Annotated in this window: 16 protein-coding genes and 1 pseudogene; 14 read left to right on the plus strand and 3 right to left on the minus strand. The window is 34.2% G+C overall.

Annotation, left to right across the window (positions count from 1 at the left end):
- Positions 1-290: 290 nt before the first annotated feature.
- From rpmH to mnmE, 5 genes are all read left to right on the plus strand, one after another.
- Entirely contained in the window at positions 291-434 is a 144-nt protein-coding gene (rpmH, locus tag T489_RS0109865) for a 50S ribosomal protein L34 (protein WP_031579871.1), read from the plus strand.
- Positions 427-783, plus strand: coding sequence for a ribonuclease P protein component (gene rnpA / locus T489_RS0109870; RefSeq protein WP_031579872.1), 357 nt, complete (start codon positions 427-429; stop codon positions 781-783). Before rpmH ends, rnpA begins: the two co-directional genes overlap by 8 nt.
- The gene (yidD, locus tag T489_RS14710; protein WP_084155493.1) at positions 750-1,016 is read left to right on the plus strand and encodes a membrane protein insertion efficiency factor YidD; all 267 of its coding nucleotides are present in this window, start codon (positions 750-752) and stop codon (positions 1,014-1,016) included. The genes rnpA and yidD overlap by 34 nt, the downstream gene beginning before the upstream one ends.
- A gap of 4 nt (positions 1,017-1,020) precedes the next feature.
- The gene (gene yidC / locus T489_RS0109875; protein WP_037319579.1) at positions 1,021-2,700 is read left to right on the plus strand and encodes a membrane protein insertase YidC; all 1,680 of its coding nucleotides are present in this window, start codon (positions 1,021-1,023) and stop codon (positions 2,698-2,700) included.
- A gap of 98 nt (positions 2,701-2,798) precedes the next feature.
- Positions 2,799-4,163 carry a tRNA uridine-5-carboxymethylaminomethyl(34) synthesis GTPase MnmE gene (gene mnmE, locus T489_RS0109880; RefSeq protein WP_031579874.1) on the plus strand — a complete coding sequence of 455 codons (1,365 nt, stop codon included), beginning with the start codon at positions 2,799-2,801 and terminating at the stop codon, positions 4,161-4,163.
- Positions 4,164-4,238: 75 nt separating this feature from the next.
- Here the strand turns inward: mnmE and T489_RS0109885 are convergent, their stop codons facing one another.
- The 3 genes from T489_RS0109885 to T489_RS0109895 are packed head-to-tail and all read right to left on the minus strand — an operon-like array spanning position 4,239 to position 7,710.
- Complete coding sequence (locus tag T489_RS0109885; RefSeq protein WP_031579875.1) at positions 4,239-4,808, minus strand: PqiC family protein; 570 nt, start codon at positions 4,806-4,808, stop codon at positions 4,239-4,241.
- Positions 4,809-4,820: 12 nt separating this feature from the next.
- Positions 4,821-6,455 carry a PqiB family protein gene (locus tag T489_RS0109890; RefSeq protein WP_037319582.1) on the minus strand — a complete coding sequence of 545 codons (1,635 nt, stop codon included), beginning with the start codon at positions 6,453-6,455 and terminating at the stop codon, positions 4,821-4,823.
- Between the two features lies 1 nt (position 6,456).
- A complete protein-coding gene (locus T489_RS0109895) occupies positions 6,457-7,710 on the minus strand; it encodes a PqiA/YebS family transporter subunit (protein WP_198020470.1) in 1,254 nt (417 codons plus the stop codon).
- Positions 7,711-7,884: 174 nt separating this feature from the next.
- Here T489_RS0109895 and earP point away from each other — a divergent pair, with 174 nt between their 5' ends.
- The 9 genes and pseudogenes from earP to T489_RS0109950 form a co-directional block, all read left to right on the plus strand.
- Complete coding sequence (gene earP, locus T489_RS0109905) at positions 7,885-9,015, plus strand: elongation factor P maturation arginine rhamnosyltransferase EarP (protein ID WP_031579878.1); 1,131 nt, start codon at positions 7,885-7,887, stop codon at positions 9,013-9,015.
- 27 nt (positions 9,016-9,042) lie between these two features.
- Complete coding sequence (efp, locus tag T489_RS0109910) at positions 9,043-9,606, plus strand: elongation factor P (RefSeq protein WP_031579879.1); 564 nt, start codon at positions 9,043-9,045, stop codon at positions 9,604-9,606.
- Between the two features lie 1,014 nt (positions 9,607-10,620).
- On the plus strand, positions 10,621-12,513 hold the full coding sequence (mnmG, locus tag T489_RS0109915) for a tRNA uridine-5-carboxymethylaminomethyl(34) synthesis enzyme MnmG (protein ID WP_031579880.1): 1,893 nt from the start codon (positions 10,621-10,623) through the stop codon (positions 12,511-12,513).
- A gap of 8 nt (positions 12,514-12,521) precedes the next feature.
- Positions 12,522-13,166: a 16S rRNA (guanine(527)-N(7))-methyltransferase RsmG gene (rsmG, locus tag T489_RS0109920; RefSeq protein ID WP_031579881.1), complete on the plus strand. Its 645-nt coding sequence runs from the start codon at positions 12,522-12,524 to the stop codon at positions 13,164-13,166.
- Positions 13,159-13,938: a ParA family protein gene (locus T489_RS0109925; protein ID WP_031579882.1), complete on the plus strand. Its 780-nt coding sequence runs from the start codon at positions 13,159-13,161 to the stop codon at positions 13,936-13,938. The genes rsmG and T489_RS0109925 overlap by 8 nt, the downstream gene beginning before the upstream one ends.
- 19 nt (positions 13,939-13,957) lie before the next feature.
- On the plus strand, positions 13,958-14,821 hold the full coding sequence (locus tag T489_RS0109930; RefSeq protein ID WP_031579883.1) for a ParB/RepB/Spo0J family partition protein: 864 nt from the start codon (positions 13,958-13,960) through the stop codon (positions 14,819-14,821).
- Positions 14,822-15,325: 504 nt separating this feature from the next.
- The gene (gene atpB / locus T489_RS0109940) at positions 15,326-16,669 is read left to right on the plus strand and encodes a F0F1 ATP synthase subunit A (protein WP_369791976.1); all 1,344 of its coding nucleotides are present in this window, start codon (positions 15,326-15,328) and stop codon (positions 16,667-16,669) included.
- A gap of 15 nt (positions 16,670-16,684) precedes the next feature.
- Positions 16,685-16,912, plus strand: a complete 228-nt coding sequence (gene atpE / locus T489_RS0109945; protein WP_031579886.1) for a F0F1 ATP synthase subunit C — start codon at positions 16,685-16,687, stop codon at positions 16,910-16,912.
- Positions 16,913-16,939: 27 nt separating this feature from the next.
- A pseudogene (locus tag T489_RS0109950) lies at positions 16,940-17,049 on the plus strand (ATP F0F1 synthase subunit C); the annotation flags it as partial.

The following is a 17,049-nucleotide window of genomic DNA, read 5'->3' on the forward strand; positions in this document are numbered from 1 at the left end:
ATTTCTATTTGTGATCGTATGCTATTGAATAATTGAATTTTATCAAGTTTGTATAAATACATATTATTTATTCAGAATTAATGGTTATCCATCCATATATATACACAACACAAAACTACTTATACACAAATCGAGGTAGCTATAACGTAATTAACAATCGTTTAAGTTGATGCAAAAATGTGATTTTCTTAAACTTTCTAGCTTGACTACTAAATGCTAACTCTATATAATCGCACCACAAATAATTATTTTGTTTAGGTTAATTAACCATTAATTTATGGGAGTTTATTATGAAACGTACATTTCAGCCTTCAGTTTTGAAGCGTAAGCGTACCCACGGTTTCCGTAACCGTATGAAGACCGCTGATGGTCGTAAGGTACTTTCTCGTCGTCGTGCAAAGGGTCGTGCTCGTTTAACTACTGTTAATGACTAAAGAGAATTTTCCTCGGGAGTTTAGGTTACTAACTCCCGAAAATTTCAATAATGTATTCAAAGATCCTATAAGAGCAGGATCGCCTTATATAACTGTTCTTGCAAAAAATTCCGACCTAAATTTTCCAAGATTGGGCATGATTGTTCCTAAAAAGGCTTTGAAAAGAGCTGTTTGGCGTAACAGGGCAAAAAGACTAATAAGAGAAAGTTTCAGAACATCTTACCCGGAATTAGAAAATCTTGATTATGTCTGTATTATCAAAGCTGATTTTTTAAAGATTGACAATCAGGAATTCTGCAAACTACTCAAAAAGCTATGGAAAACAATCTCAATCCGCTCCAAAAAATAGGTTGTTCTCTGATTAATCTTTACCAGAAAACACTTAGTCATATTATCGGTAATCAATGCAGATTTTATCCAAGCTGTTCTGAATATACCAAACAGGCAATTATAATACATGGTTTTTTCCTTGGTTGTATTCTAGGTGCATACCGAATACTAAGGTGTAATCCTTTATGTAAAGGGGGATTTGATCCCGTACCAAAGGAAATATTTAAGACACACAAACAACAGAAAAAGTAAATATATGCACACTCAACGTAGTTCAGCTTTAATGTTTTTCTCGATCGTATCTGTGATAGCAGTATATACCTATTTTGCAGATAAAGATGAAGCCGCTAAAAAAGCCAATCAGCCACAACTTGAAGTTGTTTCTGGTGCCGAATCTTCGTCTCAAAACACGCCTGCTTTCGGGGAAAAAATTCAGATTGAAACAGATCTTCACTCAATCCAGATAAACTTAAATGGCGGTGATATAGTTACTGCTGATTTAAAGGATCAGAAACAGAATATCGATTCTGACGAAAACTTTCATCTGTTTAAGTACACTCCAGACTACAAATACTATGCAACTAGTGACGTAGTCATTGAAGACCTCAATCAGTCAAGATACCTTTTACATCCAAATTTCTCATCTGAAAAAACTTCGTATGTAATGAATGCTGTATCTGACATTGACTGTCAAAACCTGTCTAACGAAGATAACCAGAAATTAGCAAAGTTATCTGTCCCTCTTACTTATACAGATAAAAACGGAACCGTCTATACCAAAACATTTACATTTACCCAATGTAAACATGTCGTTAACGTTGATTACGCCATTAGCAATATCAGCAAAGACATGTCTATAGCAATGGAATCAAAATTAATTCAGAGTGTGGCAGTCCCTGACAACAGTTCTGGTGTATTCATGGCTTCAGCATACAGAGGCAGTGCTTTCTCAAACAGTGAAAACAAATATTCAAAAATTTCCTTTGATGACATAGTTAAAAAGAATTATGACACTGTTTCCACGGCTGAAGGCGGTTGGGTAAGTATGATTCAGCACTACTTTGTATCATCATGGATTGGTTTAGCCGGACATCAGAATACAGTATTTACCCAATCAGCTGATAATGGAGCCACCGCTATTATCGGGATTAGTTCAGCACCGGTAAATATTAAGGCTTCACCGGACGCAAAAATTAAATTATCCAATAATCTCTGGATAGGACCTAAGATACAGGAAGAAATGAAAGACACGAGTAACAATCTTGATCTTACAATTGACTATGGTTGGTTATCATTCATTTCTTCTATACTGTTCAAGTGTTTGAAATTCATTCATGGTTTTGTACACAACTGGGGATTTGCCATTATTATTCTCACCCTTTTGGTAAGAGGTCTAATGTTTACTCTTACCAAAAAACAGTATGAAAGTATGGCAAAGATGAAGCAGTTGGCTCCAAAGTTAAACCAGCTTAAAGAAAAATATAAGAATGACAAACAGAGACTCAGTCAGGAAACAATGCGTCTGTACCAGACTGAAAAGGTCAATCCTTTAGGCGGATGTTTACCAATGTTAATCCAAATGCCTATTTTTATAGCATTGTATTGGACTTTAATGGAATCAACTGAATTAAGACATTCACCTTTTATTTTCTGGATAAAGGACTTATCTGTTCTTGACCCTTATTACGTGTTACCATTACTTATGGGGTTGACTATGTTCTTAACTCAAAGAATGTCAATGAGTTCTTCAACTGATCCAACTCAGAAAACAGTAATGACCGTAATGACTGTTGTATTTACATTTATGTTCTGTACTTTCCCAGCTGGCTTAACATTATACTGGGTAACGTCAAACATAATTACCATTATCCAACAGACCGTCATTTACAGACATTTGGAAAAGAAAGGTCTGAGCATGAGAGCAAAAAACAAGTAATATCAGTCATTTTCTCTCCAATAATTTTTTGAAAAAGCAGTATAAACCCCGTTATTAATCATCCAAATTAATGACGGGGTTTTTATAGGATTACACAAATGGATAAAGATACAATTGCAGCCATAGCCACATCTCTAGGGAAAGGCGGAATCGGTGTTATACGCGTTGCCGGTCCTAAATCAATTGATGTATGCAAAATAATTACAGGAATTGTCCCATCAGGCCATAAAGCTACCCTATTAAAATTTAAAACATCCAATAACGAAATTTTAGATGAAGGAATTACCATCTTTTTTAAAGGCCCTCATAGCTTTACCGGGGATGATGTAGTTGAATTTCAATGCCATGGCGGTCCTGTCATCATGGATATGCTTTTAAAAGAAATATTACAGATTACGGATGTCAGACAGGCTGGTCCTGGAGAATTTACTCAAAGAGCATTTCTTAATGGAAAAATAGACCTTACACAGGCTGAAGCAATTATCGATTTAATCAACGCAAGCAGTGAAAAAGCTGCTTTAAGTGCTTCAAGGTCTCTTCAAGGTGTTTTTTCTCAAAAAATCAATACCGTAAATGACAAACTAATAAAGCTTCGTACATACGTGGAGGCCACCATAGACTTTCCTGATGAAAGCATAGATTTCATCAATGATGGTCAGGTTGAGAGTGAAATCGAAAATATAATTCAGGAAATGAATTCTCTTCTAAATGAAGCAAAGCAAGGCGTTATCCTGCAGGAAGGAATAAAAATAGTAATTGCAGGCCGACCAAATGCGGGAAAATCCTCCCTACTCAACGCTTTGTGTGGCAAAGACCTTGCCATCGTGACAAATATTGAAGGAACAACTCGAGACGCAATTCATGAAAATATCGATATAGATGGTCTTCCTTTACACATTGTTGATACCGCTGGTCTAAGAACTCATACGTCAGATATTGTAGAACAAATCGGTATAAACAGAGCTTGGAATGAAATTGAAGCAGCAGACAGAATACTATTTGTATATGATGTATCAAGAACAGATGATTACGAACAAGTAAAACTCTTTACGGATATTCAGGAAAGAATCGGCAACAACGTTGATTTCAGTATTATCTGCAACAAAATAGATTTAACAGATAATTACTCTTTGCCAGACGAAATGAACACCTATCCTCAGATTCCATTCTGTTCCAAAAACCTTAAAGGCATGGAAGAATTACGTAAGCACTTAAAAGAATGTGCCGGTTATACTAATTCAACTGAAGGATTATTTTCAGCCAGAAGAAGACATCTGGAATCCCTTGAAAATGCCCTCTCACATCTTCAGAAAGGTCTGGAGCTTATAAATTGTATGTCTGCGTTTGAGTTATGTGCTGAAGAGCTTAGAAACGCGCAAAATAACCTTAATGATATATTAGGAAGATTTACAGCTGACGATCTTTTAGGAAAAATATTTAGCACATTCTGTGTAGGAAAATAAATCAATATCCTCTTTAATATAAAAAGCCGTTATCACTAAAATTGATAACGGCCTTTTAGTTTATTCATCTTTCTGTTATTTTAATGTCTGCAGAACCATCTCGCTAATTCCCGTTTGCCAGGCATTGTTTAGAGCAGCAACCATAGAATCATAACCATCATCATCTAAAGTTTTTTCCTGATGAATGGTTCCCATTTTCATATTTTGGCCTTTTAATACAAACTTATAGTCAAAATCCACAACAGCTGTACTGGAACTGTTTATCTCAAAATTATTTATTTTAACAGATAATTCAGCAGTGCTGTTTCCTGTAACATCATTTGTGACAAACCATGCATCTGTACTGTTTCTGAGATTTTTTAACAAAGAGTTATCCAAAATAACACTTAGATCTTCAACCCATTTGTTATCATTTGTATAAATAACTTCATGCTGGTTAACCCTGAAAATAAAAGATTTTGTATCTAGATATTCAGGAACATTAACACTCTTAACAAATAAAATCTTATCAGTAGACTCACCGACTTTTGAAAAATAATCAGATGAATCAAGGCTGTAGTATTTTACATCTCTGGTTCCTGAGCACCCTGCCGTCAAAGACACCATAACAATCAAAGATGCCATAAGAGCATTGCATTTTACCATTTTCAGTATCTCCTATTTCTTACCAGATTTTGGTTGCGGATCATTTTTCTCATAAGAGAACACTAAAGAATTTGATTTTTCATCGACCTTTCTCATTACAGGTTTCAACGAAGAAATGGTATCATTTAAATTCTTTAAACTTTTCTGCAATTCGCCGTACAGAGCCGAATCAGAACCATATGAATCCAAAGTACTCTGTAACTTGTTCAAAGTTTCTAAAAGCTCTCCTGAAATATCATCCTTTTGCAATTTATCTACAATCGTATTGATATTATTACTTATAGCAGCTAAATTATCCGCAGTTTGAGTTGAACTCTTGATAAGAGAATTAACATTATCAACAAGCTCGTTAATTCTAAGTTTACTCAAATTATGAGCAAAAGTAGCAACATCATGCTGAAGTCCGCTAAAATCTATTTCCTTAGAAGGAATAACTACGTATCCGTCAAAATAGTTAACCCCCGGACCTGTTCCTGTCTCTTCATAAAGACTGATCATATTTCTTTGAGTAAGCAGATTCAATGTTTCTACAGAAGCTGTAAGATTCTTTTTCTTTATAAGATTTATTATATCAGTGCGCAACTCTTCCACTGTTCTGTTGTGGTTATGTTCAAAACGCTCCATCTGAATACTGATTTTTATTGCTGATTTTCCCAATTCATCATAGAAAAGTTCAAATCCCTGCTTGAAATAAGGAACTTCTTTTACTATCCCCACTTGAACCCCACTGTAATATACAGGTGAGCCGTATACCAAGCCTTTTGGAGGTTTATTTAAAAGAATCACAAAATCAATGGTTTTGCTTTCTTCATATTTGTTGGAAATATCATCAAAACTATCATACAGATTAAATTTATGACCTGTTCCAGCATGCACAGATGAATACCCATCTATGTCTGGAGTATCAAAACTTATACCTCCACTGATAATACTTTCCAGAGAATCTGTGTTTATATGAAAACCTTCAGCCCCCATTGTTGCGGAAATACCACTAGAAATCCAGAATCGTGAATTATTTGTAACAATCTTGTCAAATGGAGGCTTTATCACAACGTTATATACAAGATAATTTGATTGGAAATCGTAATCGGCTGTTATCACGGAACCTGCTTCCATTCCTTTGTACCTGATAACATCCCCTGCTGTTATTTTTTTATTCGAAGTGGAAATAAGAGAAAGATGAAGTCCATTTGAAGAATCTAAATCAGCTGGTGGCTCATCTAAAACAACAAACTGACTCTCTTTTTTGCCAATTTTACTTGGAAGCATTTCTATGTAATAACCTGATAAAATAGTGCTTAATCCGCTTACTCCCTTCTTATCAACGCGAGGCTTTTCTATCCAAAACTTACTTTCGTTATTAAGGAGATGATCTACGTTATTATTCATTTGAGCAATGGCTTTAACATGCTTCAGATCATCAGTGAGGTTGATTGAAACTACTTTACCAATTTCAACACTCTTTGTTTTTATAGCAGTTTTTCCAGCTTCAATCCCATCAGCAGAATTAAGAATTAAAGTAATTTTAGGACCTTTGTTGAAGTGAGAAGTATAGACAAGAGAAATTGCTATACAAACAGCAACAATAGGTATAATCCAAATAAATGAATAAAATTTTTCTTTTCTCACTAAAATGGATTTACTCATCTCACTCTCCATTATTTTGATTTCTGTTAAGGTTTATCCATAGAAGCTTAGGATTGAACTGTTTTGCAGCCAGAATAGTAAGAATAACCACGGCACCGAACGATACTAAAGCGGAACCAGGATCTATGATCATAATGTTTCCCATTCTTACAATTGAGACCATTATAGCAACAACAAAAACATCTACCATGGACCATTTTCCGATAAATTCAACGACTCTGAAAAGAATCCCCAATAATTTTTTCTTCTTTGCTCTTTTAAATGATAGATATACATAGCAAAGGTAAAAAAGAACCAGTATCTTAAGAATAGGAATACAGACACTGGCAATGAATATCACCATTGATACAAAATATGATTTCAATTCCCAAAGCACAATAACGCCTTCAAGAATCGTGGATTCCTCTCCAGATCCCATATAAAACGTAATCATCATTGGATATAGATTTGCCGGAATATAAATAGCCACAGCTGCAATAAGAAATGCTAGACATTTCTGAATGCTTCTTTCATGAATCTTTACAACGTCCGCTCCACATCTTGGACAAACAGAGCTCTTTTTAATATCAACTATTTCGTCACATACATGACAGTTGGTAAAGCCCTGATTATAAGCAGTAACACCACTGACAATGTTCCTTTCTATCGGAGATTGAGGGAAAAAATATTCCCACATGACATGGACATGAAAACGGCTCACTGAAAGAATAAAAAGCAACGCAAACAATATGTATGACCAGAAGCCGAATTCGTAAACAACGTCAACAAGATTTACTAATTTAATTAAACTGACCAGTACACCTACAACAAAGACGTCAACCATGCTCCAATCTTTGCAGAAGACATAAAATTTAAGTAGTAAGGCAATAAACCGACTTTTTTTATGTTTCAAATAACAACAGTCACATATAATTATGATGAATAATGCAACTATTGGAAAAAAGTGCATAAACATCATTATAAGCAGACTTACCAATCCTAAATCTTTATCAAATAAGATGCTTACATAATCAAGAAGCATCATTGAATTAGATAATCCAGAGAAATTAATGGTAAGAAACGGCAGAAAATCTGTAGAAATAATCATTGCCAAAGCACTAATGGCAAAACAAAGTGAATATATTACTGGTGAAGGATGATAGTGATGGACAACACTTCCGCATCTTGGGCAAACGCCTACTTTAACACCTTGGCATTCAGGTATTTCAAGCACTAAATCACATTGCTCACAAATAACCTTTTTAGCTTCTGACACAGTATCCTCACGAATTAAAAATACCACTAACTTACAATGAGCGCTAGTATACCAATAAACACCAAAACATAGTACAAAAATAAAACACTAAAACACTTCAAAAATCCAAATATTTGGAAATTTTGCGATACAATTACCCCCTACTCACATTACAATCGATACTTGGTGCATATTATGGATATAGATATTTTCTGTCGTGTAGTAGACAACTACGGAGACATTGGTGTCTGCTGGAGACTGAGCAAGGAACTTCTTTATTCAGGCAATGCTGTAACCATTTTTGTGGATAATCTTGAGGCATTCCAAAAAATTTTTCACGCTGTAGATCCATCTAAAAATTTTCAAATTTGTATTTTTAAAAATCAAAAAGTAAAAATATACAAGTGGCAGGATAAAATTGAAAACTATGTTCCTGGTGACATGGTTATCGAAGCTTTTGCCTGTAATATTCCTCAATCTTACATTGATAATTTTACCGAAAAAACTGTGTGGATTAATCTTGAATATTTGTCTGCAGAAGATTGGGTCGAAAGCTGTCACAAAGTAACTTCTCTTCAAAATAAAGGGCTGAAAAAATTCTTTTTCTTCCCAGGATTTACAAATAAAACAGGTGGCATCAATTTTAATAAAAACAGCCTAAAACAAAATCATCAAGTATTGAGAAAAAAAGTTTGCAAATATACCAATCTCCCTGAAAATCTCTCAGATAGATTTTGGATGTTCTCATTCTGCTATGAAACACCTAATTTAAAACCTCTGCTTCAATCTGTTCTGAAAAAACATCCTAATGCTGTCTTTTTTCTCCCTGAAAGCAGAAGCACGGAATATCTTAAGAAAAGCGGCATATTAAAAGAGTTGAAAAAATATCACAAAGAAGCAATTTTTCATGAATATCCGATGGTTGAACAAAGTATATTTGACGAAATTCTTAGCAGTACAGACATGAATCTGGTTAGAGGAGAAGATTCAATATGTCAAGCAATACTCTGCGGAATACCTTTTATCTGGCATATCTATGAACAGGAAGAAAACGCTCATATGGATAAACTAAACGCCATGCTAGTTAAGTTCTGCCAGTTCACTTCAGAAGAAACAGGAATGATAATTAAGAATTCCATTACAAGTTTCAACGATAAAATGTCTAGTCCAGATATACTTTGTGCAAATTTTAATGATTTTATGATAGAATACGATAAAATTTGCCAGGCTGCTGTGAAGTGGTCTGATTATTTATATGCAAACGATAACCTCAGCACAAATCTTTTAAAGTTCTACTATGATTTGACTGAAAGTAAACAATTTTAACTTTTTATCTATAAGGTAGACAAATACATGAAAACCGCACAGGAAATTCGCGCCGGCAATGTAATCATTGTAAACAACAATCCAATGGTTGTTCTTAAGACTGAGTTCAACAAGTCTGGCCGTAACGCAGCTGTTGTTAAAATGAAATTAAAGAACCTTCTCAGTGAAGGCGGTACTGAAACAGTATTCAAGGCAGACGAAAAGCTTGAAGACGTTATCCTCGAACACAAGACTTGTACTTATTCTTACTACAGTGATCCAATGTATGTATTCATGGACGAAGAATACAATCAGTATGAAATCGAAAAGGAATACTTAGGTGACGCTGTTAACTACATCGTTGACGGCATGGATGACGAATGTACCGTTACTTTCTACAATGGCAAGGCAATCAGTCTTGAATTACCAATCACCATCGTAAGAGAAGTTGAATACACTGAACCTTCTGTACGTGGTGATACCTCTGGTAAAGTAACCAAGCCAGCTCGTCTTGCTGGTACTGGCTATGAGATCAGCGTTGCAGACTTCGTTAAGACTGGTGACAAGATCGAAATAGATACCCGCACTAACGAATTCAAGAAGCGTGTATAATCGATAATAATCGCAATATAATATAGGGCTTGTTTCCTAAAGTAATAGGAAACAAGCCTTTTTATTTTTTAATAGACTTCTCAATGAATTATTACCTTCATTCTTCCATGGAACATATCAATCATCACGTTGTCTTATTTAACCAACCTTCAATCTGTTTAATCCTTCTAACAGCCTGTTTTTATCAATGATTGCTATTCTTAACCTTACACACTTATTTTTCCTGATAAAACCAGTACCATTCGCTATTTAGAACTTTTCCAATACAATTATGCAAATGAATACAATCACATTTCTTAATTCTAAGCAAAAAGCATACTTCAATAAAAACAGAAAGTTAAACACAGATGAACTTACACGAATCTGACAGCAAAAATATCCACTGAGCAGCAACAACTAAAAAACAATGCTTAATAACAGATCTCCACAATAAAACACATCAAAAGTGTAAAGAAAATATTTTCATAAAAAAACTGTTAAAAATCGAATGGTTAAAAATAAAAAAAATCACTATTAACTAACAAAAAGTCATATATAATAGACACTGTTATTAACATATTATCAAATCATTTAACTCAACACAAGCACAGTACACGCATTGAAATATGGTACTTTTTACATTTTTTACGCTATGTTAATAAACAAAAAATTCACAGTATTTGATACTTGTAATCAAAATGGGGATAATAGACTTTATAAACATGTGGACAAATCAAAAATCTTTTCCGACAAATCAAATTATTAAAAATCAGACACAAGCTATTATCACAAAAAATAAGGTGAATTTACCAAAGTTAAAAATCCATACACCCATTGAAAAATAAAGAAATACAACAGTTAATCACAAGAAAAGGTTCACAATAGAAGAACAAAAAAAAATTAATTATTAATAAAAGAAAAATAAAGAGAGAAACAAAAAATCAAAAAACTCACTCTAAAAAATGACTAAAAAGTCAAAAAACATTAAAATGCATTCAACTTTCAAAAACCTTCAAAAAATTTAAAGAGGCGTTTATGTTTTACCATGAAACTTTCGATGTTATAGTTGTTGGTGGTGGCCATGCAGGCATCGAAGCATGTACAGCAAGTGCAAGAATGGGGTTAAAAACCTTACTACTAACTCATAATTTGGAAACTTTAGGACAAATGTCCTGTAATCCAGCTTTCGGTGGTTTAGGTAAAGGTCATCTTATTAAAGAAATAGACGCATTAGGTGGAGTAACAGCTAGAGCAGTAGACTTAGCAGGCATACAGTTTAGGACATTAAATTCATCTAAAGGTCCAGCAGTAAGAGCAACAAGAGCTCAAACTGATAGAGTCCTATATAAAATCGAAATGAGAAAAATTTTGGAGAATTATCCAAATCTTTCTTTATTCCAACAACCTTGTACTGATTTATTAATGGAAGGAGATACTGTTGCTGGCGTAATAACCCAGGCTAACATCAAAATCCGTTCTAAAGCTGTAGTTCTTTGTAATGGAACTTTCTTAAATGGTTTAATACACATAGGTTTAGAACATTATTCCGGAGGAAGAGCCGGAGATCAGGCAAGCATAGCTTTATCTCAACGTTTACATGAATTGAATTTACGCATGGGACGTTTAAAAACAGGTACACCATGTCGTATTGATAAACGTACCGTAAATTTTGAAAAAATGCAGAAACAGCTACCGGATGCTATGGTTCCTGTTTTTTCATATTTAAGTAAACCAGAAGATCATCCTGAGCAAGTTTGCTGTCATATTACACATACTAATGAAAAAACACATGACATAATCAGGAAAAATTTAGACAGAAGTCCATTGTATTCAGGGGTAATACATAGTGTCGGACCTAGATACTGTCCTTCAATTGAAGACAAAATCATGAGGTATCCTGATAAAACATCTCATCAGATCTTTATTGAACCAGAAAGTTTATACACTAATGAACTATATCCAAATGGTATTTCTACTAGTTTACCTTTTGATGTTCAGGTTGACATGGTTCATTCAATGGAAGGTCTTGAAAATGCAGTATTGGTAAGACCTGCTTATGCCATTGAATATGATTTCTTTGATCCAAGAGATCTTAAAGAAAATATGGAGAACAAATGCATTAAGAATCTTTTCTTTGCTGGTCAGATCAATGGTACAACCGGATATGAAGAAGCTGCTGCTCAAGGTATGCTTGCAGGCATCAATGCAGGACTAAGGGTACAAGGAAAGGAACCATGGTGTCCAAAGAGAGATGAAGCCTATGTTGGTGTTCTGATGGACGATTTATGTACTTTAGGAACAAACGAACCATACAGAATGTTCACCAGCAGAGCTGAATACAGACTTCTTTTAAGAGAGGATAATGCTGATATCAGACTTACTCCAAAAGGAAGAGAGCTTGGACTTGTAGATGATGTTCGTTGGAAATTCTTTGAAGATAAAATAGAAATGATCGAAAAAGAAAAACAACGCTTAAAAGATACATGGATTGGACCTGGTAATGTTATAGCCAACAAACTCAACAATATTCTAAGAACACCTATAAGTAAAGAACAGTCTTTATTGGAAATTCTAAGAAGACCTGAAATTACATTTGAAAGCATGATGAAAACAGCTGAACTCGAGCCTATAGCCAAAAATGAACAGGCAGCATCACAAGTTGAAATTCAGGTTAAGTATGAAGGCTACATTGAACATCAGCAAGAAGAAATTGATAAACAGAAGAAGAACGAAAATACTTATCTTCCTTTAGATTTCGATTACAATCAGATTCCAGGTCTTTCAAAGGAAGTTATATTTAAACTTAATGATTTTAAACCTGAAACTATAGGTAAGGCATCCAGAATATCTGGTATCACGCCGGCAGCCATTTCTATTCTTTTAGTTCATTTAAAGAAAATGGGGCTTTTAGGTATCAAAAATAATTAGGATTATAGATGTCTAGACTAGAAGAAAAGCTTGAAAAAGGTTTAAAGTTTACAGGGATTGAAATAACAGAAGAACAGAAAGCTCTTCTGCTTAATTTCATTAGACTTATGGATAAGTGGAATAAAACCTATAATCTTACGTCAATAAGAGATGTGGAACAGATGGTTGATAAACATTTGATAGATTCCATTGTCGTATCAGAATATCTGAAGGGCAGTACTTTCATTGATGTAGGAACCGGGCCCGGATTACCAGGAATTCCGCTTGCCATAATTAATCCTGATAAAAATTTTTATCTGCTCGACAGTCAAAGTAAACGAATTAACTTTATCAAGCAGGTAAAAAGGGAATTTAATATAAAAAATATATTTCCTATTCTTGGGAGATGTGAAAACTTTGAGAATAGTCAAGCAAATCCAGTACACTTTGATGGTATACTGAGTCGCGCTTTTGCGTCTCTAAAAGATATGCTATCTCTTTGTGGAAATATGGCAGATCAGGATACTTTATTTTTAGCACTAAAAGGTCAGATAGATACAGCTGAACTGTCAGAAATAAGTGATGAATATAAAATTATAAATATTAATAAATTAAAAGTTCCACAAATTCTAGGTGAAAGACACTTAATTGTTATAGGAAAAAATAATGGGTAAGATAATTGCTTTTGCCAATCAGAAAGGTGGTGTTGGCAAAACAACAACTTGTGTTAACCTTTCAGCATCTTTAGCTACCCAGAAAAAGATCCTTCTGGTAGATTTGGATCCTCAGGGAAATGCCACCATGGCCAGTGGTATTTCTAAGTTTGATATTGAAAAGAATGTATACAACATTCTGATGGAAGGAACAAAAGCTGAAGATGAAATTCTGACTGAAACAACAGGTGGATATCATATTATTCCTACTAATAGTGATTTGACAGCAGCAGAAGTAGGTTTAATGAATTTTTATGCAAGAGAAAGTCGTTTAAAAAAAGCTTTAGACGAAATTAAAAACAGATACGACTTTATTTTTATTGACTGTCCTCCTGCACTGAATCTCTTAACTGTTAATGCTCTTTGTGCAGCTGATTCCATAATAGTACCAATGCAATGCGAGTATTTTTCTCTTGAAGGTTTATCTGCTCTCACAGATACCATTAAACAGATTAAAGAAAATATAAATGAAAAACTTAAAATTGAAGGTATTTTAAGAACAATGTTTGATGGTAGAGCTAGATTGGCTACGGAAGTTTCAGATGACCTGATCGAGCATTTCAAAGATAAGATATATAAAACTATTATTCCGAGAAATATCAAATTGGCTGAAGCTCCTAGTTATGGAAAACCTGCTCTTTATTACGATAAGTCTTGTCTTGGTGCAAAGGCTTACTTAGCACTGGCAGGTGAATTTTTAAATAATCAGGAAAAGAATAACAGTATTAACTAATATTTAATTGGATAAGCAAATGGGCGGTAAACTTGGTAAAGGTCTTGGTTCTTTACTTCAGAACAATAATTCGATATTAAGAAGCACAGAAATTGCTGATAACTCTAGCAATGAACTGCAGCAACTGGATATTAATTTTCTGACTAAAGGAAAATATCAGCCAAGACAGGATATGGATCAGGAATCTTTGCTTGAGCTCTCTGAATCAATAAAAAATCAGGGAATGATCCAGCCGATAGTTGTTAGAAGAATAGGTGACCATGTTTACGAAATCATTGCCGGTGAAAGAAGATGGCAGGCTGCTAAGCTTGCCGGACTTTCTCAGGTTCCGTGTCTTGTAAAAGAATTATCTGACAGAAATGCCATGATAATTTCTCTGATAGAAAATATTCAGAGAGAAGATTTGAATATAGTTGAAGAGGCAGAGGGATTGAATCGTTTAGTAAATGAACTCAACCTTACTCATGAGAATGTCGCCGAAATTCTTGGAAAATCAAGATCTTCAATATCAAATCTTCTTAGATTGAATTCTTTATCTGCAAAAACAAAGGATCTTCTAAGATCCGGTGATTTGGAGATGGGGCACGCAAGAGCTCTTTTGGCATTAGAAGGAGAAATTCAGGAAAATACTGCTATTGCCGTTGTTCAGAAAGCCTTAACCGTAAGAGAGACTGAAAAATTAGTGAAGGACATTCTTCATCCAAAAGAAAAAAAAGAAACAGAGGTTGATGAAAGCTTTGAACAGCTGAAGAGTAATTTTTCCCAGAGATTCTCTAATTTAAATGTTAAATGCATCAGATCTGGCAATAATAAAGGTAAATTTGTTTTAACATACAAAAACCAAGAAGAATTGACTAAAATAAAGCAATTAATAGGCCTTTAAGATTTGATTTTTTAGATTTTTTGCACTAAATTATACTTATAGTGGTTAGAGAAAAATCTATTTTGGGATATGTCAATGCTTTGTGATATGGATAGCAGCGAGATTTTTCGGATAATCAAAAGGGTCTGTTATGCAAATACCCTTACTGCTGTTATCTTCACATTGCTCTGTCTTCTACTCAATGAATGTTTCCTTTTTGATGGAACAGCAAAGGTTTTTTTATCATCAATATTGGGAAGTTTTGTGTACTTGTTTGTATATGTTCTTTCCAATGTTTGGCTAGTTAGAAAAAATGCCCATTCGAAAACTCCGGAAGCAGATTTCTTTAATTACATAATTGTATTTATTATCAAGTATGTTGCACTGATTACCATATGTACAATAATACTTAAATTTATTCCGATAAAACATGTCTTCTTTTTTTGGGCATTTTTTTTGCAAATAGTAATGCAGCATATTACGGTGGTTACTTATGCTTATCGGATTAAACAGGAATAAAATATCATGGCAAATGAAGAAGCAAAAGTCACTCAAGAAAATGGTATTACTGAATATATAAATCATCATTTGCAATTTTTGCAGGTAGATTACACAACCGGTATAGTTCAGAACAGTAAGAAAGTTACCAGTGTAAGTGATTACAATAACTGTCTGTCTCAGAAAAAATCACCAGAACAGTGCCTCAAGGAATTACATGCAACAGATTGTCATTTTTCTGATTTAGGTACTTCAACTTGTGTTCCATATGAATCAGAGCAACCTCAAGGACTAATTAATCCTAACATTATCAATGTTGATTCATCTTTAATTTCTATTTTGTTAGGTTTTATAATCCTCGGTTTTTTCGGAGTAGGGGTCAAAAAATCTAAAGAATCTAAAGTTCCTGGTAAATTTCTGACAGCTATAGAAATGATAATTGAATTTGTTAATCAGTCTGTAAAAGACATATTCCAGGTTCAGAACAAACTTATTGCTCCTCTTTCTCTTACTGTTTTTATGTGGGTGTTTTCAATGAATTTACTGGATCTTTTACCAGTGGATTTATTGCCTAATATATGTAAGAGCATTGGTATTCCATACATAAGAGTTGTTCCTTCTGCTGATGTAAACATAACAATGGCTATGTCAGTAACCATATTTTTGCTCATTTTGGCGTATACCTTCAAATATAAAGGTATTAAAGGTTTTGTAAGTGATTATGCATTACATCCGTTTAACACCTGGTTCCTTGCGCCTGTAAACATATTTCTTGAAGGTGTTTCACTTTTGGCTAAACCTGTTTCTTTAGGTTTACGACTTTTCGGCAACATGTATGCTGGTGAAACTATCTTTATTCTTATTACTATCTTCTTTGCCTTTGATCCAAGTAGTTCATCTATCTTGTCTGTAGCTGTTTTTAATCTGATTCTGGCATGTCTTTTCCTTATTATGAGATTTACTGCCAAGGATAACAGTGCAGTTAAGAGCATCAATCTGGTAGCATTCTTTATTGCAATACTGCTGTCAGCTTATCAGTTCTATGCATACTGGTACAATATAGGTTCAGAGGAAAACGTAATCGTATTCTATTTGGTAGATTTGATTTTTGCGGCTGCATGTTTAGCATTGGCTTTCTTGCATAAAGAAAACAAGGCTAAATTATGGGGACTTATTAGTACTGCTGCTATTATCTTACTGGTATGCCTGGGGTCTTCATTATATGGTGTTCTTCCTATAGGTATAGTGTCAGGTACTATTCTTAATCTCGTATGGGCTCTTTTCCATATCCTGATTATTTTCCTGCAGGCATTCATTTTCATGATCTTAACTATAGTATACCTTGCTTCAGCATCAACAGCTGAAGAGTAGCATGGAGATTTATTTATGGATTTTATTTATATTGCGGCTGGTTTAATGTTCGGTCTTGCAGCTATCGGTGCTTCTATCGGTATCGGTATTTTAGGTGGTAAATACATGGAAGGTGTAGCAAGACAGCCTGATTTAATCAATCTTTTAAGAACTCAGTTCTTTATTGTTATGGGCTTGGTTGATGCTATTCCTATGATTGCAACAGGTTTGGGGTTATATTTGATTTTTGCGGTAGCAAAATAATTTGTTTCCACTTTAGGAGATATTTAAATGGATTATATTTACATTGCAGCTGGTTTAATGTTCGGTCTTGCAGCTATCGGTGCTTCTATCGGTATCGGTATTTTAGGTGGTAAATACATGGAAGGTGTAGCAAGACA

It is taken from the genome of Ruminobacter sp. RM87 (genome assembly GCF_000701925.1).
Taxonomy (GTDB): Bacteria; Pseudomonadota; Gammaproteobacteria; order Enterobacterales; family Succinivibrionaceae; genus Ruminobacter; species Ruminobacter amylophilus.